Annotated in this window: 18 protein-coding genes; 12 read left to right on the top strand and 6 right to left on the bottom strand. The window is 74.7% G+C overall.

Going from position 1 to position 25054, the window contains the following annotated elements; all coding sequences use genetic code 11:
* The first annotated feature begins 91 nt into the window (after positions 1-91).
* Entirely contained in the window at positions 92-2890 is a 2799-nt protein-coding gene (locus tag ACFVFR_RS29245; RefSeq protein WP_383707126.1) for an ABC transporter substrate-binding protein, read from the top strand.
* Between the two features lie 138 nt (positions 2891-3028).
* On the opposite strand, the gene ACFVFR_RS29250 is transcribed toward ACFVFR_RS29245, so the two are convergent.
* Positions 3029-3529, bottom strand: a complete 501-nt coding sequence (locus tag ACFVFR_RS29250) for a DUF5709 domain-containing protein (RefSeq protein ID WP_383707128.1) — start codon at positions 3527-3529, stop codon at positions 3029-3031.
* Between the two features lie 271 nt (positions 3530-3800).
* On the opposite strand from ACFVFR_RS29250, the gene ACFVFR_RS29255 reads away from it, so the two are divergent.
* The 4 genes from ACFVFR_RS29255 to ACFVFR_RS29270 all read left to right on the top strand — a co-directional run bounded on the left by ACFVFR_RS29255 (position 3801) and on the right by ACFVFR_RS29270 (position 6550).
* A complete protein-coding gene (locus tag ACFVFR_RS29255; protein ID WP_383707130.1) occupies positions 3801-4244 on the top strand; it encodes a DUF3093 domain-containing protein in 444 nt (147 codons plus the stop codon).
* A 310-nt stretch (positions 4245-4554) separates the two neighbouring features.
* The gene (locus ACFVFR_RS29260; protein ID WP_383707132.1) at positions 4555-5175 is read left to right on the top strand and encodes a DUF6230 family protein; all 621 of its coding nucleotides are present in this window, start codon (positions 4555-4557) and stop codon (positions 5173-5175) included.
* Positions 5166-5732, top strand: a complete 567-nt coding sequence (locus ACFVFR_RS29265; protein ID WP_383707134.1) for a DUF6114 domain-containing protein — start codon at positions 5166-5168, stop codon at positions 5730-5732. Before ACFVFR_RS29260 ends, ACFVFR_RS29265 begins: the two co-directional genes overlap by 10 nt.
* Before the next feature lie 137 nt (positions 5733-5869).
* Positions 5870-6550 carry a hypothetical protein gene (locus ACFVFR_RS29270; RefSeq protein ID WP_383707136.1) on the top strand — a complete coding sequence of 227 codons (681 nt, stop codon included), beginning with the start codon at positions 5870-5872 and terminating at the stop codon, positions 6548-6550.
* Positions 6551-6724: 174 nt separating this feature from the next.
* Here the strand turns inward: ACFVFR_RS29270 and ACFVFR_RS29275 are convergent, their stop codons facing one another.
* Positions 6725-7222, bottom strand: a complete 498-nt coding sequence (locus ACFVFR_RS29275; RefSeq protein ID WP_383707138.1) for a metallophosphoesterase family protein — start codon at positions 7220-7222, stop codon at positions 6725-6727.
* 180 nt (positions 7223-7402) lie between these two features.
* Here ACFVFR_RS29275 and ACFVFR_RS29280 point away from each other — a divergent pair, with 180 nt between their 5' ends.
* The 3 genes from ACFVFR_RS29280 (at position 7403) to ACFVFR_RS29290 (ending at position 9665) form a co-directional block, all read left to right on the top strand.
* A complete protein-coding gene (locus ACFVFR_RS29280; RefSeq protein ID WP_383707140.1) occupies positions 7403-8098 on the top strand; it encodes an MBL fold metallo-hydrolase in 696 nt (231 codons plus the stop codon).
* A 178-nt stretch (positions 8099-8276) separates the two neighbouring features.
* Positions 8277-9014: a TetR/AcrR family transcriptional regulator gene (locus ACFVFR_RS29285; RefSeq protein ID WP_383707142.1), complete on the top strand. Its 738-nt coding sequence runs from the start codon at positions 8277-8279 to the stop codon at positions 9012-9014.
* Positions 9015-9140: 126 nt separating this feature from the next.
* Complete coding sequence (locus ACFVFR_RS29290; RefSeq protein WP_383707144.1) at positions 9141-9665, top strand: AAA family ATPase; 525 nt, start codon at positions 9141-9143, stop codon at positions 9663-9665.
* Positions 9666-9778: 113 nt separating this feature from the next.
* On the opposite strand, the gene ACFVFR_RS29295 is transcribed toward ACFVFR_RS29290, so the two are convergent.
* A complete protein-coding gene (locus ACFVFR_RS29295; RefSeq protein WP_383707146.1) occupies positions 9779-10195 on the bottom strand; it encodes an arsenate reductase ArsC in 417 nt (138 codons plus the stop codon).
* 239 nt (positions 10196-10434) lie between these two features.
* Here ACFVFR_RS29295 and ACFVFR_RS29300 point away from each other — a divergent pair, with 239 nt between their 5' ends.
* The gene (locus tag ACFVFR_RS29300) at positions 10435-10743 is read left to right on the top strand and encodes an ArsR/SmtB family transcription factor (protein WP_383707148.1); all 309 of its coding nucleotides are present in this window, start codon (positions 10435-10437) and stop codon (positions 10741-10743) included.
* Complete coding sequence (gene arsB / locus ACFVFR_RS29305; RefSeq protein WP_383707150.1) at positions 10740-11852, top strand: ACR3 family arsenite efflux transporter; 1113 nt, start codon at positions 10740-10742, stop codon at positions 11850-11852. The genes ACFVFR_RS29300 and arsB overlap by 4 nt, the downstream gene beginning before the upstream one ends.
* A gap of 648 nt (positions 11853-12500) precedes the next feature.
* Here the strand turns inward: arsB and ACFVFR_RS29310 are convergent.
* Complete coding sequence (locus ACFVFR_RS29310; RefSeq protein WP_383707152.1) at positions 12501-21200, bottom strand: type I polyketide synthase; 8700 nt, start codon at positions 21198-21200, stop codon at positions 12501-12503.
* Positions 21201-22320: 1120 nt separating this feature from the next.
* Between ACFVFR_RS29310 and ACFVFR_RS29315 the strand changes: the two genes are divergently transcribed.
* Positions 22321-23139, top strand: a complete 819-nt coding sequence (locus ACFVFR_RS29315; protein ID WP_383707154.1) for an IclR family transcriptional regulator — start codon at positions 22321-22323, stop codon at positions 23137-23139.
* Between the two features lie 289 nt (positions 23140-23428).
* Here the strand turns inward: ACFVFR_RS29315 and ACFVFR_RS29320 are convergent, their stop codons facing one another.
* A complete protein-coding gene (locus tag ACFVFR_RS29320) occupies positions 23429-23674 on the bottom strand; it encodes a hypothetical protein (RefSeq protein ID WP_383707156.1) in 246 nt (81 codons plus the stop codon).
* 267 nt (positions 23675-23941) lie between these two features.
* Complete coding sequence (locus tag ACFVFR_RS29325; RefSeq protein ID WP_383707158.1) at positions 23942-24178, bottom strand: hypothetical protein; 237 nt, start codon at positions 24176-24178, stop codon at positions 23942-23944.
* A 198-nt stretch (positions 24179-24376) separates the two neighbouring features.
* On the opposite strand from ACFVFR_RS29325, the gene ACFVFR_RS29330 reads away from it, so the two are divergent.
* The gene (locus ACFVFR_RS29330; RefSeq protein ID WP_383707160.1) at positions 24377-24739 is read left to right on the top strand and encodes a hypothetical protein; all 363 of its coding nucleotides are present in this window, start codon (positions 24377-24379) and stop codon (positions 24737-24739) included.
* Positions 24740-25054 lie beyond the last annotated feature (315 nt).

Below are 25054 nucleotides of genomic sequence, written 5' to 3' on the forward strand. Positions count from 1 at the left end.
GAGCGAATGGAGAACGGGGACCTCTCCCAAGTTGACAGGCGTAATCTGGGCCCCCTTTTTATGTACGGCACATTCGGTTCGGGGGACCCACATGGCCGACACGACCTTTCCCGACGATACGGGGGCCGATGACTTCGCTCGCGAATACCCGGCCGCCGTCGTCCCCGCTGACCGCCAGCAGTTGACCGTCAGGTCGCCGCTGCTGCTGCTCCAGGTACCGCAGCCACCGGAGCGGGAGTCGGCGGAGACCTACCGCGCCCAGGTCAAGCGGGTGGTGGCGGCGCTGCGCGAGCCGTTGGAGGGGCAGGGCGAGAAGCTGGTCCCGCACGCGGTGGCGCACCCCAGCACGGACGACGAACTCGTCGCGGAACAGGCCAGTCGGGAGCTCTCCTTCGGCATCCCGGCCCGTATGACCCCCGACCGGCTGTGTGACGTGGCCCTGATGCGGGATCTGGTGACCGCCATCAGGGCGCGTGCCGACACCCGGCCGGCGGACGGCTCGCCGGCCGCGACCCGGCCGGGCGCGGACCCCGCCGACCCGACGGCGTCGACCGCGCTCGCGCCCGAGGACGCGGAAGGGTTGCGGGACTACGCGTACGAGCGCAGGGTGCATCGCGGTGGGTTGCCCAAGGTGCTGTGGTCGCTGGGTGGCGCGGGGGTGCCGGACAGCGCGGGGTTCGGCGGGTGGCTGCTGCGGACCTTCTGGTTGTCCTTCACGCACACCCTGCCCCGCTGGTGGTGGACGCGTCGGGTGACCCGCGGGCTGGTCCGTGGCGGGCGTCGGCGCGGTGGTGGCCGGCGCGGCTGGCTCGGCGCCGAGTTGAACGTCACCCGGGGGCGGGAGGACCTGTTCCAGGTGATGGACGGCGTCGCGACCCGGCAGGCGGGCCGGTTGGGGTTGCGCGAGGGGCAGCGGCAGCGCGAGGACGCGTTCACGGTGCTGGAACAGCTGATGACCCTGGCGTTGTTGGCCGACCTCGCGCGCCCGCGCGTGGGTGGGTTGCTGCCCAAGCGGCGACGGCGCACGACCCGGCCGGTGGTGCTGGTGCACGTACCGCCCGTGGGTGAACCGGGCGCCCGCGCGGCCGAACGCTTCCTGCGTGTCTACGCGCGGGCCCGCACCCAGGCGCCCACGCCCGGCCCGCTGGTGATCGCCGTGGGCCGCTTCTCCCCGGCCCTGCTGGGCGACATCGACCCGGAGAGCACCGACCTGGCCCAGGCGGGGCAGGCGTTGCGGCACGGCGCCGACCGGCCGGTGCTGGTCGACCTGGCGCGGGAGCCGTTCGAGCGACACGGCCTGCCCCTACGGGGCCGGCCGCCGCGCCGCTTCCGGCTGGACTGGCGCACCCAGACGGCGCTGTGCACCGGGGGGAGCGTGCTGGTGGTGGCGTCGATCATCCCGCCGGTCTCCCGGGACTGGCTGGCCGACAGCCCGCCGACGACGTGTGTGGCCGGCGAGGCCACCGCGTCCAACCGCGCCATGCCCCGGGAGGTGCACCCTCTGGAGTGGTACCGGACCGCGCTGCGGGCCATCGACGCACAGAACCGGCGGGCGGAGGAACTGGCCGAGCGCGGCCGGACGGTGCGCACCATCGTCTACTTCGCCTCGGTCGGGCCCGAGAGCGACGCGGGCACCCTGTTCGACGGGATCGTGCCCGAGTTGCGCGGCATCACCCTGTGGCAGAAGCGGCTCAACAGCGAGGCGTTCTCCGACGACTCGCGGGTGCCGCTGCGCGTGGAGGTGCGCGACACCGGCCGGGCCTTCGCGCGGGCCGCCGGGGAGGCGCGGAAACTGGTCGCCGAGGTGGAGGCCGGCCACCGCACCGGCGCCCGGGAGGTGGTGGGTGTGCTGGGCTTCGCGCAGAGCCGCGACACCACCCGGGAGGCGCTGCGCGTCCTGGCCCGGGCGCGTATCCCGGCCGTGGGCACGACGGCGACCGCCGACGAGATGCAGGTCGGCGACTACTACTGGCCCAGCACGCCGGTCAACAGCACCGAGGCCCGGGTGGTCGCCTCCTTCGCCCGCAACGAACGGCTGGTGGCCCGGCCCGGGGGCGCGGGCTGCACGCCGGCCCGGCACGCGATCGTGGTGCAGAGCTCGGGCGACCTCTACAGCCGCAGCCTGGCCAGCCTGTTCGAGGGTGACTTCACCAGCGGCGCCCGGGGCGACGGGAGCGCGGGCACCGCCGAGGTGGTCAACTTCTCCCAGGAGGGCAACTTCGACCGCTCCGACCCCGGCGTGTTCGGGTACTCGCGGCCCCGTGACCTCGCCGACAAGGTGTGCGAGGCGCTGGGCGCCAACCACCGCACGGTGGTCTACTGGGCCGCGCGCACCCGGGACTTCGCCGCCTTCGTCGACGCGCTGGACGCGCTCAACGCGTGTGGTCAGCGTGCCGTGACGGTGCTGGCCGGCAACGAGCTGACGAACGTGGCCCAGACCGGCGAGTTCGAGGGCAGGGAGTGGCTGCGGCTGTACTACGCGGCACATCGCCTCCCTGACGCCGACCCGCTGGCCAGCCGCAAGACCCAGCAGTTCGTGGCCGCGTACAACGCCTTCGTCGCGGGCGAGCGGGGTCGTGACCCCTGGCGCGACGACGGTCAGGCCGCCGTCACCTACGACGCGCTGCACGCCCTGTCCCAGGCGGTGGACCTGGCGCGGGCCGACAACAGCGTCGGCAGGAGCGCGGTCACCACCGCACTGCGGTCGGGGGTCTCCTTCGACGGGGCGACCGGATCGGTCCGCTACGCCCCGGGCAGCAACGCCCCGCCACGCGACAAGACCCTGGTGATCCTGCGGCTGACCGCCAAGGGGCCCCGCACGGCCGCCGCCTGTGGCGCGTACACCCAGGGCCTGCGGTACGCCACGCAGGGCGTACCCTGCGCGCCGTAACCCGCCAGGCCCCGCCCGGCCCCCACCGGCATCGCGCGAGGCCCGCCCGCACGGGCCCGACCCGTGGGCGCGACCGGTCAGGGGCCGGGCGGTGCGCGCGGGGAGCCTTCCCGGGGCGGCGGGGGCGGCCGGGCGTGCTCAGCGGTCGCCGGGGCCCGCCGCGTCCGGCTCCTCGTCGGCGTACTCCTCGGGCTCCACGAGGTGTACGGCGGCCTCCTCGGGCCCGGCCGCGCCGCCGTCGACGCCCACGTCGCGGGCGAAGAGGTCCTTGGTGCGGTCGGGGTGGGCGCCCTCGTCGGGGGCCAGCAGGCGGCCCGCGCGACCGTCGCCCACCTCGTCGTCGATCAGCTCGCCGTCACCCCCGGACAGGTCTCCCCTGCCGTCCCCCTCGGGGACACCCACGTCGGGGGCCTCCTGACGCAACCGCTCGTCCAGGCTCTCGCCGTGCTGCTGCTCCTCGGCGGTGGTACCGGTCCTGGTCACACCCAGCGGCTTCTCCGGAGGGGAGTAACCCTCGTCGAGGATCTCGTCGTAACTGCGCTCATCGAGGGAATTCTGGGCGTCCAGCGGGGCGGCGTCCCCCTGCTCCTCGTTACCGCCCGTGGGCTGGTGCACGTCATCCGCCATGTCGTCGCTCATGCTTCCTCCGCGTGGTGCTGCTGTCGGGTCGCGCTCGCGCCTCGCCGGTGGGGACGGCCCACTGTCTCCATCATGCGCCCGAGCCACCCACCGGCACCTCGCGACAGCCGACGGCCCCGGCGACGGGCCCGAGCCGGCGGGCGTGCGCACCCCGGGCACGGGGTTCCCACCCTCGCTCCACCTCACACCCCCACTTCGCGTCCCGCACGCGCGGCCCGCGAGGTGCGGGGCCGGAGAGTGCCCAGCGGCCCGGAACTGTCATTCTGGGCGCATGTCTCTTTACGACGAGCGGCTGAGTGTGCCACCCGCCTGGTGGCTGTGGGTGCCACTGCCCGGCCTCGCGCTCGCGCTGGTGCTGCTGCCGTTCGGTCCGCCGGTGGCGCTCGGCGCGCTGCTGCTGGCCTCGTGCGCGATGGCCGCCGGGACGTACGCGTACGGCCGCTCGCGGATCAGGGTGACGATCGGTTCCCTGACCGCTGGCACGATCCGGCTACCCATCGACGCGCTGGGCATGCCCGAGATCCTGGACCCGGAGGAGGCGCTGGCCTGGCGCACCCGGCGGGCCGACGCCCACGCGCTGATGCTGCTGCGCAGTCATGTGCCGACGGCGCTGCGCATCGAGATCACGGCGCCCGACTACGGGGCGCCGTACCTGTATCTCTCGACTCGCCAGCCGCACACGCTGGTGGCCGTGCTCGCCTTCGCCAAGCGCTGAGGCGCATCGCCCCGGCCGTCGCGCGCGACGCCAACACGGCGTGGATCAGGGCCTGTTCGCGCGCGTCGGCCCGGGTCGCACCGCGTGTCGGGCGGGCTGGGCCGGGCCTCTGACGGGGCCTCGAAAATCGCGCCGCTCGGCATCTTGTCAGTGCGTCGGAGCGTACTTACTCTCTAGTAAGCCCAACCTAGTTGGCATGCACGGGTCATTCATGTGGGGTGTCAGGCCGAGCCGCCGGGGCCCCCGCGCCCGTTCCTCTCCCGCACGTCGCCGTGTGCGCCGCCCTGCTCTTCGAAGGGGATATATCGCCATGAGAGATGAGCAAGGAAGACATGTAGTAGGTCGTGTGCGATGGCGGCGTTTCGCCGTGGTCTCGGTGCCGGGGTTCGCCGCGACGGCCGCGCTGGCCGTCGCGCTGGCCAACGGCGCGCTGGCCGCGTCCTTCGCCGTCTCCGGCCAGCAGTTCAAGGTGGCGGCCGACGACCTCAAGGGCGAGGGCTTCGCCCAGTACGGCGGCGTGGACACCAACGCCCGTGGTGACCTGCTGCCGGTGGCGGTGACGGCCATCAAGAAGGCCGAGCTCAGCAACCTGTGTCAGTCGGTGGTCACCAAGCTGCCGGTGGTCGGCACGATCTCGCTGAAGCTGTCGGCCGGTACGGGGTCCACGCCGGTGCGAGCCACCGACCTGTACATGGACGCCACCGACATCGCCGGAGACGCGAGCTTCAACAGCATCGAGATCGGCCGCGACGCCTCCACCGTCGACAAGGGGCCCGACGGGGCGCAGGGCATGCAGGACGCGTTCGCCCAGCAGGCCGACGACATTCACATCGCCAAACTCCGCACGGTCGCCTGGGCCACCACGGCGGGCACCTTTCGGCTCAACGGGCTGAGCATGAAGATCAGCAAGGGCACCAGGGAATGCTTCTGACCTTCCGCCGATGGCGCCGGGGCCGGCCGTTCTGGGGCGGGCTGACCACCGTCGTCGCGGGGGTGGAGATCGCCGCGATCCCGCTGGCCCCGCTCAGGGTCATGGTCCTCCAGGGCGTCACCGGCTTCGTCTCGGTCCTGATGGGGCTGGTCCTGGTGCTGATGGGGCTCAGCGCCTGGTTCGCGCCCTACTACCGCGGCCTGGCGGGCGTGCTGGCCGTACTGGTCGCGGCCGGAGCCCTGGTCCTGTCCAACCTCGGTGGCTTCTTCGTCGGCACGATCGTCGGCGTCCTCGGCGGCAGCCTGGTCTTCGCCTGGCAGCCGCTGCCGCCACCCGAGGCGCCACGACCGCCCCCGACCCAACCTGAGGGCATCGGCACACCCGCCCCACGCGACGCCACCACCAGCGGCACGGCGCCCACCGAGCGGACCGCGCACCCTCGTGGCGCTGACCAACGCCGGGCGGGCGGCGACGACATCACGGCCACCGTGCCGGAGGTGGTCGATCGTCAGCGGACGACCGGCGTACGGGACACGACCGTCGACCCGTCGGCGTAACGGCCCGCGCGCCACCCCACCGCACCGTGGGTCACCCCACCGCACGCCACTCCATCGCACTGTGGGCCACTCCCGCGTCCCGGTCCGCGTGTCACGCACCACCATCATGGAACTCCCCCACCCGAAGGAGCCGCACGATGTCTCGTACCCTCCCCTTACGTTCCGTCATAGCCGCGGGCGCCGGGCTCGCCGGTGTCGCCGCCCTCGCGCTCGCCGGCACCGCGCACGCCCGCCCCCACGTCACGGCGGGCCCCACGACCGTGACTCCGGCCGGCCACCACTTCAAGGCCACGCTCAACGGCAAGGCCACCTTCAAGGCCGGGTCCGTGACGGTGACCTGCACCGTCTCCACCACCCAGCCGACAGGCGGCACGGCCAACCAGGTACCGGCCGCTCCGGCCAACACCAACCCGGCCGGCCCGGTCGACGGCCCCCTCAACCCACCCACCTACAGCTCCTGCACCACCAGCATGCCAGGGGTGAACGCCACCATCGCCACCAGCGGTTCCTGGGGCATCGCGGTCCAGCACGGGAGCACGGTGAGCGCCAACCTGACGATGCCCACCGGGGGCTTCGTCCTCACCAACAGCGGCCTGGCCTCGTGTACGGTCACCGCGGCGCCGACGGCCGAGGCGTCCCTCGCCGGCTCCTGGACCAACGGGGCGCCCTCGCGTCTGACGTTCGCGGGTGTGTCGGTGCCGGTCAAGGTGGTCGGCGGGTTCGGCTGCCCGACCAGTGCCACCAGCTCCACGTTCAGCGCCACCTACGACGTCACCGACGTCACCGACCCCGGGTCCCAGATCACCGTGAGCGGCTGACCCGCCCCCGCTCACCCCACACACCCACCCTCAGCGGCGCCCCCGCCTCGACACACCCACGGCGGGGGCGCCGCCTCGCGACACGGCGCCAGGTGCCAGGTGCCCACCCGGTGGCCCCACCCACCCTGTCGCGACGGTCACCCCCCTGCCACGACGGCGGCACGTCTCCGTCTGTCACGGCAGCCGGTGCCACTCCACGTCGGTCAGCCGACCCGCCGTCGCGGTGAGCGTCAGATAGGTGTGGTGGGGCTGTCGTCGCCGATCGGTGGGCGAACCGGGGTTGAGCAGCCGCAGCCGGCCGTCCTCGGACACGCTGTCCCACGGGATGTGGCTGTGCCCGAAGACCAGCACGTCGACGTCGGGAAAGCGCGCGGCGCAACGCCGTTCGCGACCCCGCGCGGCCCCGGTCTCGTGCACCACCCCGAACCGCGACCCACCCAACTCCGCGTACGCCACCTCGGGCAGCCGCGCCCGCAGTTCGGGCCCGTCGTTGTTGCCCCACACCCCGACCAGCCGCTCGGCACGCGCCTCCACCAGGTCGAGCGTCGCCACGTCCACCCAGTCACCCGCGTGGATCACGACATCGGCGCGATCCATCTCGGCGAGCAACGGCGGCGGCAGCACCTTGGCGCGCCGGGGCAGATGGGTGTCGGAGGTCAGCAGCAGTCGCACCCGAGCACCGTAGCGCCCCACCCGGCCGCCTGGGGCCGACCCGGCCGGACGGGTCGGCCGGGGTTGGACGGCGGGACCCGCCCACGTGGCCCGGCGCGCCCTGGCGTGCGCCGTGAGCGAAGGCGTGCGCTGTGAGCGGAGCGGGCTGGCGGCGCGGTCGCGGCCTGTCAGGATGGCCGGATGGGGAAGAACACGACAGTGCGTCGCCTGGACCTGGGCTACTTCGTCCGCCCCGCGGCCGAGGCGGGGCTTCCGCACCCCCGGGTGGAGCCCGCACTCGCCTATCTGGTGCGCCACCCTCGGGGGCTGGTGCTCTTCGACACGGGCATCGGCGACGCGGGCCCGGAGACCGAGGCCCACTACCGGCCTCGCCGACGCGGGCTGCGCGAGGCCCTGGCGGCGGCGGGGGTGGCTCTGGGCGACATCGATCTGGTGGTCAACTGCCATCTGCACTTCGACCACTGCGGCGGCAACCCGCTGTGGGCCGGCACCCCCGTCCTGGTCCAGGAGCGCGAGTTGGCCACGGCTCGACAGGGCGACTACACCGTCGACAGCCTCGTCGACTTCCCCGGGGCGGTCTACGAGGAGCTCGCCGGTGAGCGGGAGGTCTGGCCCGGCCTGTGGGTGGTCCCGACGCCCGGGCACACCCTCGGGCACCAGTCGCTGGTGCTCCACCGGGCCGAGGGCACCGTCGTACTCGCCGGCCAGGCGCGCGACCTCGCCTCCCAGTTCGCCTCGGACCAGCTGGCCCGACAGGCGACGCTGGACGGGGTCGAGCCGCCGTTGCCGCCCTACCCCCGGTGGTTGGACCGGCTGGCCGACTTCGCCCCACGACGCGTGTTCTTCGCCCACGACCGCGCGGTGTGGGAGCCGTAGACACACGCCAGCCGCACACCCGCGCCACGGGGTCGAACCGGCGCTCACCTCGCGGCAACCGTGTGGCGCCCATCGGTCAGAAGCGGTCGGGGCCACCCGCGCGGTCGGCCTACCGCCCTGCTCGGCGGGGCCAGTTGGGCTCGCCGGGGGCGGGAGCCGGTAGCGCTAGGGTGAGGGCATGTCCGCCCAGCCCCCTCGGCACGACCGCGCCTCGGCGCCCGGCACCCCCAAGGCTCCCGCGCCCCGCACCGCCGCGGCCGAGCGGCTGCGGGCGGATGCCCAGCGCAACCGCGAGCGCATTCTCACCGCCGCGCGCGAGGCGTACATCGCCGACGGTCTCGACGTGCCGCTGGCGACCATCGCCCGTCGCGCGGGCGTCGGCGTCGCCACCCTCTACCGGCGCTTTCCCACCCGGGCCGATCTCATCGCCGAGGCGTTCGCCGAGCAACTGGCGCACTGTGTGGCCACGTTGAAGGAAGCGCTGGCCGATCCCGACCCGTGGCGCGGCCTGACCACCGCCGTCGACAGGCTGTGTGCCACCCAGGCCACGGACCGGGGGTTCACCCGGGCCTTCCTCACCCAGTTCCCCGAGGCCAGCGCCTACGAGCGCGAACGGGCCTGGGCCGAGGACGCGCTGGCCCGCCTCGTACAGCGCGCCAAGGACGCCGGACAGCTACGCCGCGACTTCCACCTGAGCGACATCACCCTGCTGATGCTCGCCAACAGCGGCCTGACCGGCCACCCCGCGCCGGTCTCGCTGGCCGCGTCGCGTCGCCTGGTCGGCTATCTGCTCCAGTCCTTCCGGGCCGAGGGCGCCGGCCCCCTACCGCCCCCGGCGCCGCTGGGGTTGGAACAGGTACACCAACCCACCGCCCGTCCCAGCCAGACCCGACCCACCGGCCACCCGCCCCGCTGACTCCCCTCCCCGTGCCGATGCGGGTCCCGAGGCTCGCGCCCAACGCACGAGCCCGACACACCCCGCCCGGCCAGCCGGCACAGCCCCCCGGGCGATCCCGCGCGAGGCGTCGGGCACCATGGCCCCATGCTGGTCATCATCTGCGGCCTGCCCGCGACGGGAAAGACGACCCTGGCCCGGGCCCTCGTCCGCCAGATCGACGCGGTCCACGTGCGCGTGGACACCATCGAGCAGGCGATCGTACGCTCCGGCCTGGCCACCCACCCCGTGGGTCCGGCCGGCTACACCGTCGCCTACGCCCTCGCGGAGGAGCATCTGCGGCAGGGGCTGACCGTGGTCGCCGAGTCGGTGAACCCGCTGGACGTCACCCGCGACGCCTGGCTGAGCGTGGCCGTACGCGCCGGTGTGCCCGCGCTCGAGGCCGAGATCATCTGCTCCGACACCGCCGAGCACCGTCACCGGGCCGAGCACCGCACCGTGGACATCCCCGATCTGGCCCTGCCGGACTGGGAGGCCATCGTGAGCCGGCCCTACGCACCCTGGCACCGCCAGCACCTGGTGCTCGACACCGCCAACCGCGACGTCACCAGCTGCGCCGCCGACCTACGCCGGGAACTCGACGCGGCGCGTGCGCGACACGCCACCACCTGACCACCTGACCACCCGTCAGCGCGGCACCGGGTCGGGGCGCCGCGCGACCTGGAAGCGGCTGCTCGCCTCCCGCGTGACGACCTCGCGCGCACCCTCGGACGGCGCCACGGGAGTCACCCCTCGCGTCGGGCGTCGATCTCGGCGATGAGCGCCTCGACGCGGATCCTGATCTCGTCGCGGACGGGGCGGACGGCTTCGACGTCCTTGCCGGCCGGGTCCTCCAGCACCCAGTCGAGGTACTTCTTTCCGGGGAAGACCGGGCAGGCGTCCCCGCAGCCCATGGTGATGACGTAGTCGGATGCCCGGACGGCCTCGGCGGTGAGGATCTTCGGGGTCGCGGCGGAGATGTCGACGCCGGCTTCCCGCATGACCTCGACGGCGGCGGGGTTGACCTGGCCACCGGGGGCCGAGCCCGCCGAGCGAACCTCGACCCGGTCGCCGGCGAGATGGGTGAGAAACGCGGCGGCCATCTGCGAGCGGCCCGCGTTGTGGACGCAGACGAACAGCACGGAGGCGAGCGGAGCGGTCATCGGTTCTTCTCTTCCTTCCCGAGGGCGGCCAGGGCGCGCGGGGGCGGCTGTGTCCGTACGCGGTAGCGACGCGGAGCCGGGCGGCGTGCGCGGCGGCGAGCCGGGCGCCGACGCCGATCGGTCGTGGATGCGAGGAACGGGCGGAGTGGACGACGCGGACATGGAACGGCCCCTCTTCCCGAACCTCGAAGGTCAGCCCAGACTGGTATCAGCACCCAATGATGTGACAGTATCAGCCCATGATGACGTCAGTCGACACTGACCTGATGCGGGTGCTGGCCGACCCGCTCAGGCTCCAGATCGTGACCCTGTTGGCCCGAGAGACCCTGTGCACCACACATCTGGTGGAGGAGACCGGAGCCCGGCAGACCAACCTGTCCAACCATCTGAAGGTGTTGCGCGAGGCCGGAGTGGTCGAGACGGAGCCCTGCGGGCGCTTCACGTACTACCGGCTCCGCGCGGACGTCATCGCCCAGCTGGCCGGGCAGTTCGCCGACCTGGCGGAGCAGGCGCGTACCGCCGCCGACAACAAGAGGGCCTGCCCGTGACCTTCACCGAGCCCACCACCGACGTCGCCTTGGCCGGAGGCGGCGACGAGTCGATCGTCAGAAGGCTCTCCACCCTCGACCGCTACCTCGCGGTGTGGATTCTCGTCGCGATGGCCGTCGGCCTGGGTCTGGGCCGGCTCGTCCCCGGCCTCAACGACACCCTGGCCAAGGTCGAGATCGGCGGGATCTCCCTGCCCATCGCCCTCGGCCTGCTCGTGATGATGTACCCGGTCCTCGCGAAGGTCCGGTGCGACCGGCTGGACACGGTCACCGGCGACAAGCGTCTCCTGGCCTCGTCCCTGGCCATCAACTGGATCGTGGGACCCGCGGTGATGTTCGCGCTCGCGTGGATCTTCCTGCCGGACCTGCCCGAGTACCGCACCGGCCTGATCATCGTCGGCCTGGCCCGCTGCATCGCCATGGTCATCGTCTGGAACGACCTGGCCTGCGGCGACCGGGAAGCGGCGGCCGTCCTGGTCGCGCTCAACTCGGTCTTCCAGGTCCTCGCCTTCGGCCTGCTCGGCTGGTTCTACCTCGACCTGCTGCCGCGCTGGCTGCACCTCGGCGGCGGCCAGGGCCTGGACGTCCCCATGTGGCACATCGCACTGAACGTGATCGTGTTCCTCGGCGTCCCCCTGGTCGCCGGGTTCCTCACCCGCCACATCGGCGAGCGGACGTGGGGCCGGACCGCCTACGAGCGCGGGTTCCTACCGAGGATCGGCCCCTGGGCGCTGTACGGGCTGCTGTTCACGATCGTGGTCCTCTTCGCCCTGCAGGGGAAGACGATCACCTCGCAGCCGCTGGACGTCGTGCGGATCGCGCTGCCGCTGCTGGTCTACTTCGCGGTCATGTTCTTCGGCACCTTCCTGCTCGGCAAGGGCCTGGGCCTGGCCTACGACCGCACCGCGACCCTCGCCTTCACCGCGGCCGGCAACAACTTCGAGCTGGCCATCGCCGTCGCCATCGCCACCTTCGGCGTCACCTCCGGCCAGGCCCTGTCCGGTGTCGTCGGCCCACTCATCGAGGTGCCGGTGCTGATCGGCCTGGTCTACGTCGCACTCGCCTGGCGACGGAGGTTCGCCGCCGGCACGGTCACCACGGCCCCGTGAGCGAGAGCGCGGGACCCACAGCCCTCCCCGTCGGCGACACCGGCGACCGTGCCGTCCGGCGGCGCCGGCGGGACAGCGATGCGGTGACCATGCGGCCGGGCGACTCGTCCCGCACCAGGCCCGACGAGCCTTTGGACCAACCCAGCGACCGCGGGCGAGGAGGGACGGGCGCGCCAGCCGGGGGAACCGCCCGTCGAGCCGCAAAAGCCCCCACGGTTCGACTCCGAACCGCCCACCCGGCCACGGCCGGGGCGGCGCCCCGGGGCCGCACCCCGACCGCCACTCCGGCTGAGCAGGAGCCCGGGCCGGCGCCGTGGCCCACTGCGACGTACCGACCGTGGCCCGACTACGGCGGTGCACCGGCCCGCCGCCCCCGTCACGATCCCGCCAACCCGCCGGCTCGACCAACCCCAGGACTCCGGGTCGACGCGCCGCTCCGCCTCGGTCGGGTCGGGCAGCACCGCGCACCGGTGGAGACATCCGCCCGCCCCACCCCGTCGGGACGGCGGCCCCCCGCTACGTCCGCCACCGCCGTCGCCCCCGCGACGCCCGGATGTCGCCGGCGGCGGACCAGCGTCGTTCCACGCCGAACGGCACACCGGCGGGCACGCCCGGCCAGCCCCGTCGGGCAAGTCGCTGCCCGGGCGGTCAGTCGCGCTGGTCGAAGAGCGCGAACAGTTCCGCGTTCGTCACCGGCTCCCCCGTCGACCACGCGGACGCCGTGTCCATGCCGGCCGTGTGGGCGGCGGAGAGGAGGGCCCGGAGTTCGGCCGTGACCTGCTCGTATCCCTCCGGCGCCGAGGCAGCCGCCTCGACGGCCGGCCGCAGCGCGCCCAGCCGCGCCGCGATCGAACCCGTCGTCTCACCCGCTTCGGCGGTGAGCGTGCGCAGCAGGTGCGTGGCGAGCGCCGCCGGCGTGGCGTGCTCGAAGGTGGCCGTGGCCGCCAGTCGTACGCCGGTGGTGATGTGCAGCCGGTTACGCAGTTCCACCGCCGCCAGCGAGTCGAACCCGATCTCCTTGAAGTCGTCATCGGGATCGACGGCGCCGGAGTCGGTGTGGCCCAGAACGGCGGCGGCCACATCGCGCACCAACTCCCCTACCGCGTGCTCGCGTTCGTCCGCCGACAGGGTGGCCAGCCGGCGCGCCCACGAGGCCGGGGTGGCGTCCTTGTCGTCGACGGGCTGGTGGGGCCGCGGCGCGGGGGCGTCGACGAGCCCCCGCAGCATGGCGGGCGTCTCCGTGGGGTGGGCCCGGAACCTGGCCAGCTGGAGCGAGGCCGGGACCAGCAGCGCGCGCGGCCTGGCGAGGGCGGCATCGAGCAGGGCGAGCCCGCGCTCCACCGACAGCGGCGCGACCCCGGCTCGGGACCACCGCGTCAGATCGGCGTCGGTCAGCGCGCCGCCCATGCCCCGCGGGGCCTCCCACAGACCCCAGGCCAGGGAGGTGGCGGGCAGGCCCCGGGCGACCCGGTGCGCGGCCAGCGCGTCCAGGAACGTGTTGCCCGCCGCGTAGTTGGCCTGCCCCGGGGCCCCGATCAGGCCCGACAGCGAGGAGAAGAGCACGAACGCGGCGAGCGGGGCGCCGTCGGTCAGCCGGTGCAGGTTCCACGCGGCGTCCACCTTGGGGCGCATCACCCGCGACAGTCGCTCGGGGGTGAGGGTGGCCAGCGTGGCGTCGTCGACGATGCCGGCCGCGTGCACCACGGCGGTCAGCGGATGCCGTGGCGAGAGGGCGGCCAGCAGAGGGCCGAGCGCCTCGGCGTCCGAGGCGTCCACCGAGCGCAGGGTCACCTTCGCGCCGTGGCCGGCGAGTTCGGCGGCGAGTTGGCGCGCGCCCGGCGCCTCCTCTCCTCGGCGGCTGACCAGCAGCAGGTGCCGGATGCCGTGCGCGGTCACCAGGTGTCGGGCCACCAGTGCGCCCAACCCGCCGGTGCCGCCCGTGATCAGGACGGTGCCCGAGGGATCGAGTGTGGTGGCGGTGGCTCGCGTGAACGTGTCGGTGTTCGGCGGCGGCGCCAGGCGTGGTGCGGTGAGGCGGCCGTCGCGCACCGCGAGCTGTGGTGCGCCGCTGGCGAGGGCCGTGGCCAGGAGGTCGTCGCCGCCCGACGGTTCGAGGTCGACGAGGGTGACGCGGCCCGGGTGCTCGCTCTGGGCGCAGCGGATCAGTCCCCACAGCGGGGCGGCGGCGAGCGCGCTCACGTCCTCGCCGGCGCGGGTGGCGACGGCACCACGGGTGGCGATGACCAGCCGCGTGTGGGCGAGGCGGGGATCGTCCAGGAAGCCACGGACGAGCTCGCCCACGCGCCGCGCCGTGTGGTGCGCGGCCCGCACCGGATCCTCCCGCGGGGGCGCGGTGGGCACGCGGGCCAGGATCACGTCCACGGCGGGTAGTGCGTCGAGGGTGTCGGCCACCGTGCCCCGGGTCGGTGTGGGCTGCGGTGGCACCGCGTCCGACGGCGTCTCGGCCGGGTCTCGGCCAGCGCCCTCCACCGTGGTCGCGGTGCCGTCCCATCCGGTGATCTCGGCGACGACCGGTGGGGTCGTGGGAGTCTCGGGGCCGGACAGCGGTTCCCAGGCGACGGTGTACAGCGGGCCGGGGCGGGCCGGGGCGGCGTGGGCGAGCGTGGCGGTACGCACCGGCCGCAGGGTCAGGGAGCGTACGGAGATCACGGGGGCGCCCGTCGGGTCCGTGACCGTCAGGGCGACGGCGTCCGGGCCGACGGGGTGGAGGTGGGCACGCAGCGCGGTCGCGCCGGTGGTGTGCGCGGTGACGCCGGCCCAGGTGAAGGGGAGCCGGATCTCGTCCGGCGCGCCCCGGCGCGCGGCGTCCTCGGCCAGCGGGTGGAGCACGGCGTCCAGCAGGGCCGGGTGCACCACGTGGCGTGCGGCGTCTTCGGCGCGCTCGGCGGGGAGCCGCACCTCGGCGTACAGGTCCTGGCCGGCCCGCCAGCAGGCCGTGAGGTTGTGGAATGCCGGGCCGTAGTCGTAGCCGTGGTCGGCCAGCCGCGCGTACAGGTCGGCCACCGCGACAGGTTGGGCCCCGGCGGGTGGCCAGGTGGCGGGCGGTGCGGGAGGCGCGTCCCGGGTGTCCGGTGTCGCTGGGCCGAGCGCGCCCGAGGCGTGGCGGGTCCAGGGGTCGGGGGCCGCGCTCTCCGGGCGGGCGTGCAGGGTGAGGGGATGTTGACCGGCGGGGTCGGGGGCGCCGACGGTGAGCTGGATCTGGAGCGCGCCGCCGGCCGGCAGGGGCAGTGGGGCCTCCAGGTTCAGCTCGGTCACCTGCGCGGCTCCGATGTGGCGGGCCGCCACCTGGGCGAGCTCCAGGAACGCGGTGCCGGGGACGAGGGTGCGCTCGCCGATGGTGTGGTCGGCCAGCCAGGGGTGCTCGGTGGGCGCGAGGCGACCGGTGAGCACGGCCGTGCCGGCGTCGGCCAGAGGCAGCGCGGCGGTCAGCCACGGATGCTCGGTCGACTCCAGGCCCAGGCCGCGCGGGGTGGTCCGGGGCGGCGGGGTGAGCCAGTAGTGGGCGCGCTGGAAGGCGTAGGTGGGCAGTTCCACGCGCCGCGCGCCGGGGAAGAAGGTCGCCAGGTCCAGCGGCGCGCCCCGGGTGTGCGCACGCGCGAGTCCGGCGATCAGCGTCTCGCCTTCCGGTCGGCCGGCCCGCTGCAACGCGATGGCCTCGGCCGCCCGGCCGGTCAGCGACTCGGCGGCCATGGCCGTGAGCGCCGCGTCCGGGCCGAGCTCGACGAAGGTGGTGGTGCCGCGCTCTTCGAGGGTGCGGACGGCGTCGAGGAACCGCACGGGTTCGCGCACCTGGCGCACCCAGTAGTCGGGCGAGGTCACTTCCGCCGCCGTGGCCGGTCGGCCGGTGAGCGTGGAGATCAGGGTACGGTCCGGGGCCCGCAGGTCGAGGCCGGCGACCACCGCGCGGTACGCGTCGAGCACCGGGTCCATGTGCGCGGAGTGGAAGGCGTGACTGACGCGGAGTCGGTGAATCTTGCGGCCCCGCTGTCGCCAGTGGTCGGCGACCTGTGCCGTCGCTGCCGCGTCGCCGGAGAGCACGACGGCGGTGGGCCCGTTGACGGCGGCGAGCGACACCCGCCCGGCGTGCTCGGCCAGGGACCGCCGCGCCTCGGCCTCCGTGGCCTGTACGGCGTACATCGCTCCCCCGGTGGGGGCGCTCTGCATGAGGCGCCCCCGGGCCGCGACCAGTGTGGCGGCGTCGGCGAGGGTGAGAACGCCGGCGAGGTGGGCGGCGGCGAGTTCGCCGACGGAGTGCCCGGCGAGCGCGTCCGGGGTGAGTCCGTGGTGCTCCAGCAGCCGAAACAGCGCCACCTCGTAGGCGAACAGCGCCGGCTGGGCGTACGCCGTCTGGTGGAGCTCCGCCGTGGGCCGATCGCCTGTCGCGGTCTCCGTGGGGTCCTCGTGGGCGAACATCACCTGGCGCAGCGGGCGGCGCTCCAGGTGGGCGTCGAGCGCGTCGCAGACGGTGTCCAGGGCTCGCGCGAACACCGGCTGACTGGCGTACAACTCCCTTCCCATGCCGGGGTGCTGGGCCCCCTGGCCGGTGAAGAGGAAGGCGGTGGCGCCGGCGTGTGCGGCCTCGCCGCGCACCAGGTTCGGCGCGCTGTCGTCGTGGGCCAGGGCGTCGAGGCCGGCGCGGAACGCCTCGGGGGTGGTGCCGAAGACGATCGCGCGGTGCTCGAAGGCGGTACGGGTGGCGGCGAGCGAGAACCCGATGTCGTCCGGGGACACCTCGGGGTGGTCGGCGTGGAAGGCCCCCAGCCGCGCGGCCTGTGCGCGCAGCGCCGCCTGGCCACGGGCGGAGAGCGACCAGAGCCCGGGGGTGGACCGGGGCGCGGCGGGCGCGGGTCCGACGGTCCGCTGGCGCGGGTCGGCGGCGGCCGGCGTGGCCGGTGGCTCTTCGAGGATCACGTGTGCGTTGGTGCCGCTGATCCCGAAGGACGAGATGGCCGCGCGGCGCGGGCGCGGCGCGCGGGGCCACGCGCGCGCCTCGGTGAGCAGGGCCACGGTCCCGGTGTCCCAGTCGACGTGCGGCGAGGGCTCGCGGGCGTGCAGCGTCTTGGGGAGTAGGCCGTGGTGGAGGGCCTGGACCATCTTGATGATGCCGCCGACCCCGGCCGCCGACTGGGTGTGGCCGACGTTGGACTTGAGGGAGCCCAGGTAGAGCGGTTCCACGCCGCGCCGGTCGCGGCCGTAGGTGGCAAGCAGGGCCTCGGCCTCGATGGGGTCGCCCAGCGCGGTGCCGGTGCCGTGGGCCTCCACCACGTCGACGTCGCCGGCGCCCAGGCGCGCGTCGGCCAGTGCCTGTCGGATGACGCGCTGCTGGGAGGGGCCGTTGGGCGCGGTGAGGCCGTTGGACGCGCCGTCCTGGTTGACCGCGGTGCCGCGCACCACGGCGAGCACGGGGTGGCCGTTGCGCCGCGCGTCCCGGACGCGTTCGAGCATCAGCAGTCCGACGCCCTCGGACCAGCCGGTGCCGTTGGCTCCGGCGCCGAAGGGCTTGCAGCGCCCGTCCGGTGACAGGCCGCGCTGCCGGGAGAACTCGAGGAACATGCCGGGGGTGGCCATCACGGTCGCGCCCCCCGCCAGGGCCAGTTCGCTCTCGCCCTGCCGCAGCGAGCGCACCGCCAGGTGGAGGGCGACCAGCGAGGAGGAGCAGGCGGTGTCCACGGTGAGAGCGGGGCCGGTCAGCCCCAGGTGGTAGGCGATGCGTCCGGACAGGATGCTGGTGTGGCCGCCGGTGAGCAGGTGCCCCTCGACGCCCTCGGGCGCGTCGTGCATGCGCGGGCCGTAGTCGAGGGCGGTGCCGCCGACGAAGACGCCGGTGGCGCTGCCCCGCAGTGTGGTGGGGTCCAGGCCGGCGCGCTCGGCCGCTTCCCAGGCCGTTTCCAGCAGCAGTCGCTGCTGGGGGTCCATGCCGAGCGCCTCGCGGGGCGAGATGCCGAAGAACGCCGCGTCGAAGTCGCCGGCGTCGTGGAGGAACCCGCCCTGGCGGGCGTAGCTCTTGCCCGACCGCTCCGGGTCCGGGTCGTACAGTTCCTCGTCCCAGCCGCGCCCCGAGGGAAATCCGGTGATGGCGTCGCGGCCGTCGGCGACCAGGCGCCACAGGTCGGCGGGCGAGGTGACACCGCCGGGGTAGCGGCAGGCCATGCCGACGATGGCGATGTCGTCGCCGGCACTCGCGAGGGCGGCCGGGGCGCCGGGCTCGGGGGAGGCGACCGGGGCGCGGCGACGGTCGGGCGCGACGGGGGCCAGCGCGGCGTCGAGGTGTCGCTCCAGGTCCGCGATGGTGGGGTGGTCGAAGAGCAGCGAGGAGGGCAGGCGGAGTCCGGTGGCCCGCCCGAGGCGGTTGCGCAGGTCGACCGCGCCCAGCGAGTCGAAGCCCAGGTCCTTGAAGGTGCGTCGGGCGTCGACGTCGTCCGGTGCGTACGCCAGGACCTCGGCGGCCTGGGAGCGCACGAGTTCGGCCACGGCTCGGCGCCGCTGGCCCGCGTCGGCCGTCGTGAGCCGGGCGCGCGGCGGCCCGTCGTCGCCTTCGGGGCTCTCGTACGCCTGGTGGCTGTGCCCGCCGGGCCAGTAGCGCTGCCGCTGGAAGGGGTAGGTGGGCAGGTCGGTGCGGGTGGCGTCGGTGCCGTGGAAGGAGGCCGTCCAGTCGACGGTGACGCCGTGCACGTACGCCTCGGCCAGCGAGGTCGTCAGGCGGCGCGGGCCGCCCTCGCCACGGCGCAGGGCGCCGATGGCCACGGTGTGCTCGGCGCCGCGCGCCTCGGCGCTCTGCTCGATGCCGTGGACGAGCACGGGGTGGGGGGACAGTTCTACGAAGACGGCGTCGCCCGCGTCGAGGACCGCGTCGACGGTCTCGGCGAAGCGCACGGTCCCGCGCAGGTTCTGGTACCAGTACTCGGGGTCCAGCTCGGTGCCCCGCAGGGGCTGGGCCGTGACCGTGGAGTAGAGCGGGATGGTGGCGGCGCGGGGTTCGATGCCCGCCAGGGCGCGGGTCAGGCGCGCGTGGACGGGCTCGACCTGGGCCGAGTGGGAGGCGTAGTCCACAGGGACACAGCGGGCGCGGACGCCTTCGGTGGCGCACTGGGCCAGCAGTTCGGCCGCGGCGTCGGCCTCGCCGGAGACGACGACGGACGCGGGGCCGTTGACGGCGGCCAGCGAGAGCCGGCCGGACCAGGCGGCGATCCGGTCGGCCACCTCCTCGGGGCCCTGGGCGAGAGAGATCATGGCGCCCTCGCCCGCGAGGGTGGTGATGACCTGTGAACGCAGGGCCACCACACGCGCCGCGTCGCGCAGGGAGAGGGCGCCGGCCACACAGGCGGCGGCGGCCTCGCCCTGGGAGGCGCCGATGACGGCCGCCGGGACCACGCCGTGGGCCTGCCACAGGGCGGCCAGCGAGACCATCACGGCGAACAGGGCGGGTTGCACGACGTCCACGCGCGCCAGCGGGGGCGCGCCGGGTGCCTGGCGCAGCACCGCTTCCAGGTCCCAGTCCACGAACTCGGCCAACGCCTCGGAGCATTCGGCCATCCGATGCGCGAACACCGGTGCCCGGTCCCACAGTTCGGTGGCCATGCCGGCCCACTGTGACCCCTGGCCGGGGAAGACGAAGACGGCCCGCTGACTGACCGGACCGGCGCCGCCCACCGGGGGCTCGACGAGCTGGGGAGCGCTCTCCCCGCGCGCGAGCGCGGCCAGAGCGGCGGCGAAGCCCGCGTGGTCGTCCGCGACGATGACCGCACGGTGCTCGAAGGGGGTTCGCCCGGTGGCCAGCGACCAGCCGACGTCACACGGCCGGGGCGCGGGGTCGCGGGCGAGGTGGGCGGCCAGCAGCCGGGCCTGGGCGCGCAGCGCGCGCGGGTCACGGCCGGAGAGAACCCACGGCAGACACCCGGCGGCCGGTGGCGGCGCGTCGGCCGCGGCGGGCGGGGCCGAGGTGGCACCCGTCCGTGCGGCGGCGTCAGTACGTGTATGCGCGGCGGGGGGCGTGGACGCGGTGCGCGTCCACGGGGTGCGGGGCGGGGCGCCGGACACCGGTGCGCGGGGGGCTTCGCCCAGCACCACGTGGCAGTTGGTGCCGCCCATGCCGAACGCGCTCACCCCGGCCACCAGCGGCCTGTCGGCCGCCGGCCACGGTTCCAGTTCGCGCTGTACGGCGATGCCGAGCGCGGCCAGGGGGATGTCGGGGTGGGGGCTCTGGTAGTTGAGGCTGGGCGGGAGCTGCCGGTGGTACAGGCTCAGCAGGGTCTTGACCAACCCGACGATGCCGGCCGAGCCCTCCAGGTGGCCCACGTTGGTCTTGGCCGAGCCGACGCGCAGCGGCGCCGGCGCCGGATGCCCGCCCGCGCGTACGGCCCCCAGCGCGGCGGCCTCGACCGGGTCGCCGACGGGGGTGCCCGTGCCGTGAAGTTCGACGTACTGCGCGTCGGTGGGGGCGAGGCCGGCGCGGGCGTAGGCCTGGCGCAGCACCTGCTCCTGGGCGGCCTGGTGGGGCACGGTCAGACCGGTGGAGGCGCCGTCGTTGTTGACGGCGCTGCCGTGGATGAGGCCGTAGATCCGGTCGCCGTCGGCGCGAGCGTGGCGCAGTGGCTTCAGGACCGCGACGCAGCCGCCCTCGCCGCGGACGTACCCGTTGGCGCGGGCGTCGAAGACGTAGCAGCGGCCGTCGGGCGAGAGCGCGCCGAGTCGCTCGGAGGTCGTCGTGCTGTCGCTGGTCAGGATGAGGTTGACGCCACCGACCAGGGCGAGCCGCGACTCGCCGGTGCGCAGGCTGGTGACGGCGAGGTGCGCGGCCACCAGGGAGGAGGACTGGCCCGCGTCGAGCGTCAGGCTGGGGCCGCGCAGCCCCAGGAGGTAGGACACCCGGTTGGCCAGCAGGCTGCGGTGGGTGCCGGTCATGGAGTGACGGGAGACGGCGGCGGGGTCACCGTGGTGCAGCACGGTGGCGTAGTCGCTCCACATGGCGCCCACGTACACCCCGGTCGGGCTCTCGCGAAGGGTGGTGGCGACGATCGCGGCGTCCTCCAGGGCCTCCCAGGCCAGTTCGAGGACGAGCCGCTGCTGGGGGTCCATGGCCACGGCTTCGCGGGGTGAGATGCCGAAGAAGGCCGGGTCGAAGGCGTCCACCCGCTCCAGGTAGCCGCCCGGGGGGCCGGGCTGGCCCGGGGCCGTGGCGAGCGCGGACCGGCGCTCGGCGGGGGCCTCCCCGATGGCGTGGCGCCCTTCGGCGAGCAGGCGCCAGAAGGCTTCGGGGCCCGAGGCCCCGGGCAACCTACAGGCCAACCCGACGACGGCGATGGGTTCTTCGTGCGCTCCACCCGTCACTGAACAGCTCCTCCCCCGCGACACCGTGAGCGGAGGCTGACGGGTCGGGCCCGGGGCTCGCGCACCGCAGCGCGTCGTGTGGCTGCTGAGGGTCGACTGCCAGCTCTCCGCGAATCGCCCCACTCCCCAGGGCAATCACTCTATGCCTTCAGATGCTCACACGGAGAAACCGAAAATCTCGCCTCCCTGGCTGAATATCTATGTCAAGTTGACCAACACGCCGAAGAGTTGATCACCCACAGGAGGTAGCTCAGGGCTGAGCATGGCGCGGTGGCGGACCCGGACGAACCGGGTCGGCGCGGCGGGCGCACGACGCGGCCCGGGCCCAGCGGCCAGCGACGCGGCCGGCCGTCGCCGGCCTCGCCCCCTCGCGGGCGGAGCCGGTCGACCCGTGGGCCCGAGGTCGCGCTCACGGGTCGGTCCGTGGCGCGCACCGCCGGCACATACCGCGCCGTCGGGCTCGGGGCGGGCGGCGTACGGCATGGCCGTCGTCCGCCTCAGGCGGGCGAGCCGGGGCTTGGCGTGGGCGACGCGCCACGGGCCGGCCGGGGATGTCGGGGGGTGCGTCGCTGGACCGCGAGGTCCGGGCCCGGGTCGACGCCCCGGCCCGGTCGGCTGCCGCGATGACGGCCTCGGCCTGGGAGGGTGCGGCCGTCAGGTCGCCGCGTTCGACGGTGCGCGGCCGGCCGGCGAGGCGTGGAGGTCGGCGCCGCTCTCCGGACTGGCCCGCACCGGGGGTGCCCGCGTTCGGGAGCGGGCCGGCGTACGACCGGGCGCGCGTCCGTCCCCGCGCGGGCGCGCGCCCGGCGTCGTGGTGTGGTCGTTCGCCGTCCGCCCCGTGTCGGACGCCGAGTGCCCCATCCCACCTGGCGGTCCGGATCGCGACGGGGCACCGGGTCAGCGCCCGTCCGCCACCCCGATCCGATCCGGTCGGCCCGATGCCCGTCGACGGACGCCGCGAGGTGGTGAGGACTCAACCGCTGGGCCGGATGGGCAGGTTACGTATCACGATGAGGAACACCAGACCGGATACTGCTACATGTCGTCAGGCGTCGCAAGGGTGTTGTCGACTCGTCGCGGCCCTACGGAAGTCCCGGGCGGCTGCGCTACGGTGCAGGGCATGGACGCGGAGGAGGCCGGGGCCCTGGAGCGGGCCGGGGGGCCGGATGAGCAGTCGGCCACGGGCCGCCCGGCCGGGCTGATCGGCGCCGTGGACAACGTGCTGCGCCTGCTGAGCCTGTTCGAGGACCACCAGGTGATCCGCGTCAACCAGATCAGCCGGGACATGGGGCTCTCGCGGTCCACCGTGCACCGCCTGCTCTCGACGCTCGGCTACCACCAGTTCGTCGAGCAGGACGCGCAGTCGCGGGCCTACCGCCCCGGACCCGCGCTGGTGGACATCGGCCTGTCCGTGGTGCGGAACATGGACATCCGTGTCCAGGCGCGCAGTTCGCTCGTGCGGTTGCGCGACGAGACGACCGAGACGGTGCACCTGGCGACGCGGCGTGGCACCCAGATGCTGTACGTCGACAGCGTCGAGAGTGAGCAGACCGTGCGGGTCAGCAGCCGGATCGGTTGGAGCCTGCCCGCGCACGCCACGGCGGCGGGCAAGGCCATGCTGGCCGAACTGAGCGAGGATCAGCTGGTCGCGCTGTACCCCTGCGAGCAGCTGGACACCCCCACCGAGCGGGCCCCCGCGACCCGTTCGGCGCTGCGCGACCACCTGGACGCGGTGCGCGGGCGCGGGTACGCGGTCAACCGGGCCGAGAGCGAGGACGACGTGAGCGCGGTGGGCGTGGCCGTCCGTGACCGTGGCGGGCGGGCCGTGGCCGCGCTGGTGACCACCGCGCCGAAGTCGCGTGCGAACGAGGCGTGGATCGCCCGGACGGCGCGGACGACGATCCGCGTGGCCGCGGAACTGGCCGCCCGTACGAGCTAGCCCCCCCCCGCCAACCGCCTCGGGTCGGCGCCTGGGACCTCGCGACACCGGCGTGGGCGCGGACGACGGTCGGGCGTGTGTGGCGAGCCGGGCGGGTGGCCCGACGCCCACGGCGGTCCGGGTATGTGCGGAGAGGCGGTCGCGACGGCCGCCCGGGGGGCGGCGGGCCGGGACGGTGCCGGCGGCCGAGGGGCGACGCCGGCGAAGGGTGACCTCGGTGGCGGGCTGTTCGCTCCGTCCCGCTCGTCTGTCGGCCGCGGGCTCGCGCGTCGGCCTGGGCCGACGGGTGTCAGGTCAGCCGGCGTGGGGTCCAGGTGAACTGGTCGCCGCCGACCCACCGGATGGCGTCCGGGTCCTCCAGGTCGAGGTGGTGCACGCCGAGCTGCTGGGCGATCTCGATCACGTCCACCACCGACCTGGCCGTACCCGCCAGCTCCCCGCCGACCTCCACCAACCGAAACGGCGGGCTGCCCGGCTGCACGGGCAGCACGACGAACCGGGGAGCCGAGATGTGCGGACTGTCGCGTTCGGTCATGCCTCTACGGTGCCGTCTCTTCGACGCTCTCGCACACCGACGACCGGGCCGAGGTGGCCGACCCCGCGCCCGCGCGCGTCCCGCCCGAACCGCACCACTCGTACGCCCGCACCCGCCAGCGGCCACACCCGCCGGGGAGCGCGTGCACGCTGGCACCCCCGCCAGGGGCCGCCCGGTGGGGCACGTGCCGCTCGGGGCGCTCACGCCCGCCACGGGCCCGCGCCCCGACCCGCCGCGACCACGCCTGGGGCCGCGGCGGCCGGGGTCTCAGCGCGGCGGTGCGTCCAGCCACGCGTCGGCGCCGCCGCCGTGCCACTCGACCACGGTGGGGTCGTCCAGCGTGAGGTGTTCCTCGGGTACGCCCGCGTGGCGCATCATGCGCACCACCTCGGCCGGCTCGACCGCCACCCCCACATCGCGGCCGTCGATCGTCACCCGACGTCGCCCGTCCAGCGGCGCGTCCACGACCACGCGTGGCGACCCGCGCCGATTCGTCTCGTCCATGCCTCCACCCTGCGGCGGCCCACCGACGCCCGCATCCCGGCACCGAGCCGGACCCGGACCGGGCCGTCGGCGGGTGATCGCCCCGATCGATGTCTGAAAAGCGCAGGCTGTGAGCTCGTATCGCCTCTTGGCGTACACGAAGACGCTGGTCGGCGTGGCTTTCGTCGATCAGATTCGAACAGTCGTATCATTCTCGGTATGGCCGAAACGTTCGAGTTTCCTCGTGATCTTCTGGCAGCCCAGGACGAGCTGCACCAGGTCCGTGCGCGCCTGCTGGCGCTCTACGGGCGGCTGCCGTGGTCGGTGGAACCCGTGGCGGGCTTCGCGGACCGCGACCTGTGGCGACCCCGCGAGCGACCGGACTCCCCCGGGTGGCCGACGGAGGAGCGCGCCGAGGTGGCGGAGTTGCGCGAGCGCGAGCTGACGCTGGCCGCCACGGTGAGCCAGCACCCGTTCTGGGCGACGCTGTCGGGGCCCCGGGTGCCGGCTGGGCGGATGGCGCTCAAGCACGCACGCGAGCGGACGGCCGAGCGGGAGGCGACGGCGGACGGGAGCGCCTGAGCGGGTCGCCGCCCTGAGCGCCCTCGGGCCGGCGCGTGATCGCGGCAGACGCTGACCCGAGGGCGACCGGGCGCGAGCGCGTCACGCCCGACGGCGAGGTCGGTGGCGCGCGTCGCGCGGGAAGGGGGCGGGCTCCGGCGCGTCGGCGAGGCCCGGGGGCGGCTGACGAGGCCGCCGCACGGGGCGGGCCGGGCCGCGGCGCCGGGCACCCGCCCCCTGGCAGGGGCCGCGGCGTCCGTGCCGCCGCGCGCCGGGGGGGGGGGGGGGGGGGGGGGGCCGCGGCGCGGGGGGGGGGGGGGGGGGGGGGGGGGGGGC

Origin of the sequence: Streptomyces sp. NPDC057702 (assembly GCF_042799315.1) — a bacterium.
Lineage (GTDB): Bacteria > Actinomycetota > Actinomycetes > Streptomycetales > Streptomycetaceae > Streptomyces.

Excerpts from the sequence above, each read along its gene's own strand:
- ACFVFR_RS29325 (WP_383707158.1), bottom strand. The coding sequence starts at position 24,178 with ATGGACGAGACGAATCGGCGCGGGTCGCCACGCGTGGTCGTGGACGCG.
- ACFVFR_RS29300 (WP_383707148.1), top strand. The coding sequence starts at position 10,435 with ATGATGACGTCAGTCGACACTGACCTGATGCGGGTGCTGGCCGACCCG.
- ACFVFR_RS29250 (WP_383707128.1), bottom strand. The coding sequence starts at position 3,529 with ATGAGCGACGACATGGCGGATGACGTGCACCAGCCCACGGGCGGTAAC.
- ACFVFR_RS29245 (WP_383707126.1), top strand. The coding sequence starts at position 92 with ATGGCCGACACGACCTTTCCCGACGATACGGGGGCCGATGACTTCGCT.
- ACFVFR_RS29285 (WP_383707142.1), top strand. The coding sequence starts at position 8,277 with ATGTCCGCCCAGCCCCCTCGGCACGACCGCGCCTCGGCGCCCGGCACC.
- ACFVFR_RS29330 (WP_383707160.1), top strand. The coding sequence starts at position 24,377 with ATGGCCGAAACGTTCGAGTTTCCTCGTGATCTTCTGGCAGCCCAGGAC.
- ACFVFR_RS29290 (WP_383707144.1), top strand. The coding sequence starts at position 9,141 with ATGCTGGTCATCATCTGCGGCCTGCCCGCGACGGGAAAGACGACCCTG.
- ACFVFR_RS29315 (WP_383707154.1), top strand. The coding sequence starts at position 22,321 with ATGGACGCGGAGGAGGCCGGGGCCCTGGAGCGGGCCGGGGGGCCGGAT.
- ACFVFR_RS29270 (WP_383707136.1), top strand. The coding sequence starts at position 5,870 with ATGTCTCGTACCCTCCCCTTACGTTCCGTCATAGCCGCGGGCGCCGGG.
- ACFVFR_RS29255 (WP_383707130.1), top strand. The coding sequence starts at position 3,801 with ATGTCTCTTTACGACGAGCGGCTGAGTGTGCCACCCGCCTGGTGGCTG.
- ACFVFR_RS29265 (WP_383707134.1), top strand. The coding sequence starts at position 5,166 with ATGCTTCTGACCTTCCGCCGATGGCGCCGGGGCCGGCCGTTCTGGGGC.
- ACFVFR_RS29320 (WP_383707156.1), bottom strand. The coding sequence starts at position 23,674 with ATGACCGAACGCGACAGTCCGCACATCTCGGCTCCCCGGTTCGTCGTG.
- ACFVFR_RS29295 (WP_383707146.1), bottom strand. The coding sequence starts at position 10,195 with ATGACCGCTCCGCTCGCCTCCGTGCTGTTCGTCTGCGTCCACAACGCG.
- ACFVFR_RS29280 (WP_383707140.1), top strand. The coding sequence starts at position 7,403 with ATGGGGAAGAACACGACAGTGCGTCGCCTGGACCTGGGCTACTTCGTC.
- ACFVFR_RS29260 (WP_383707132.1), top strand. The coding sequence starts at position 4,555 with ATGAGAGATGAGCAAGGAAGACATGTAGTAGGTCGTGTGCGATGGCGG.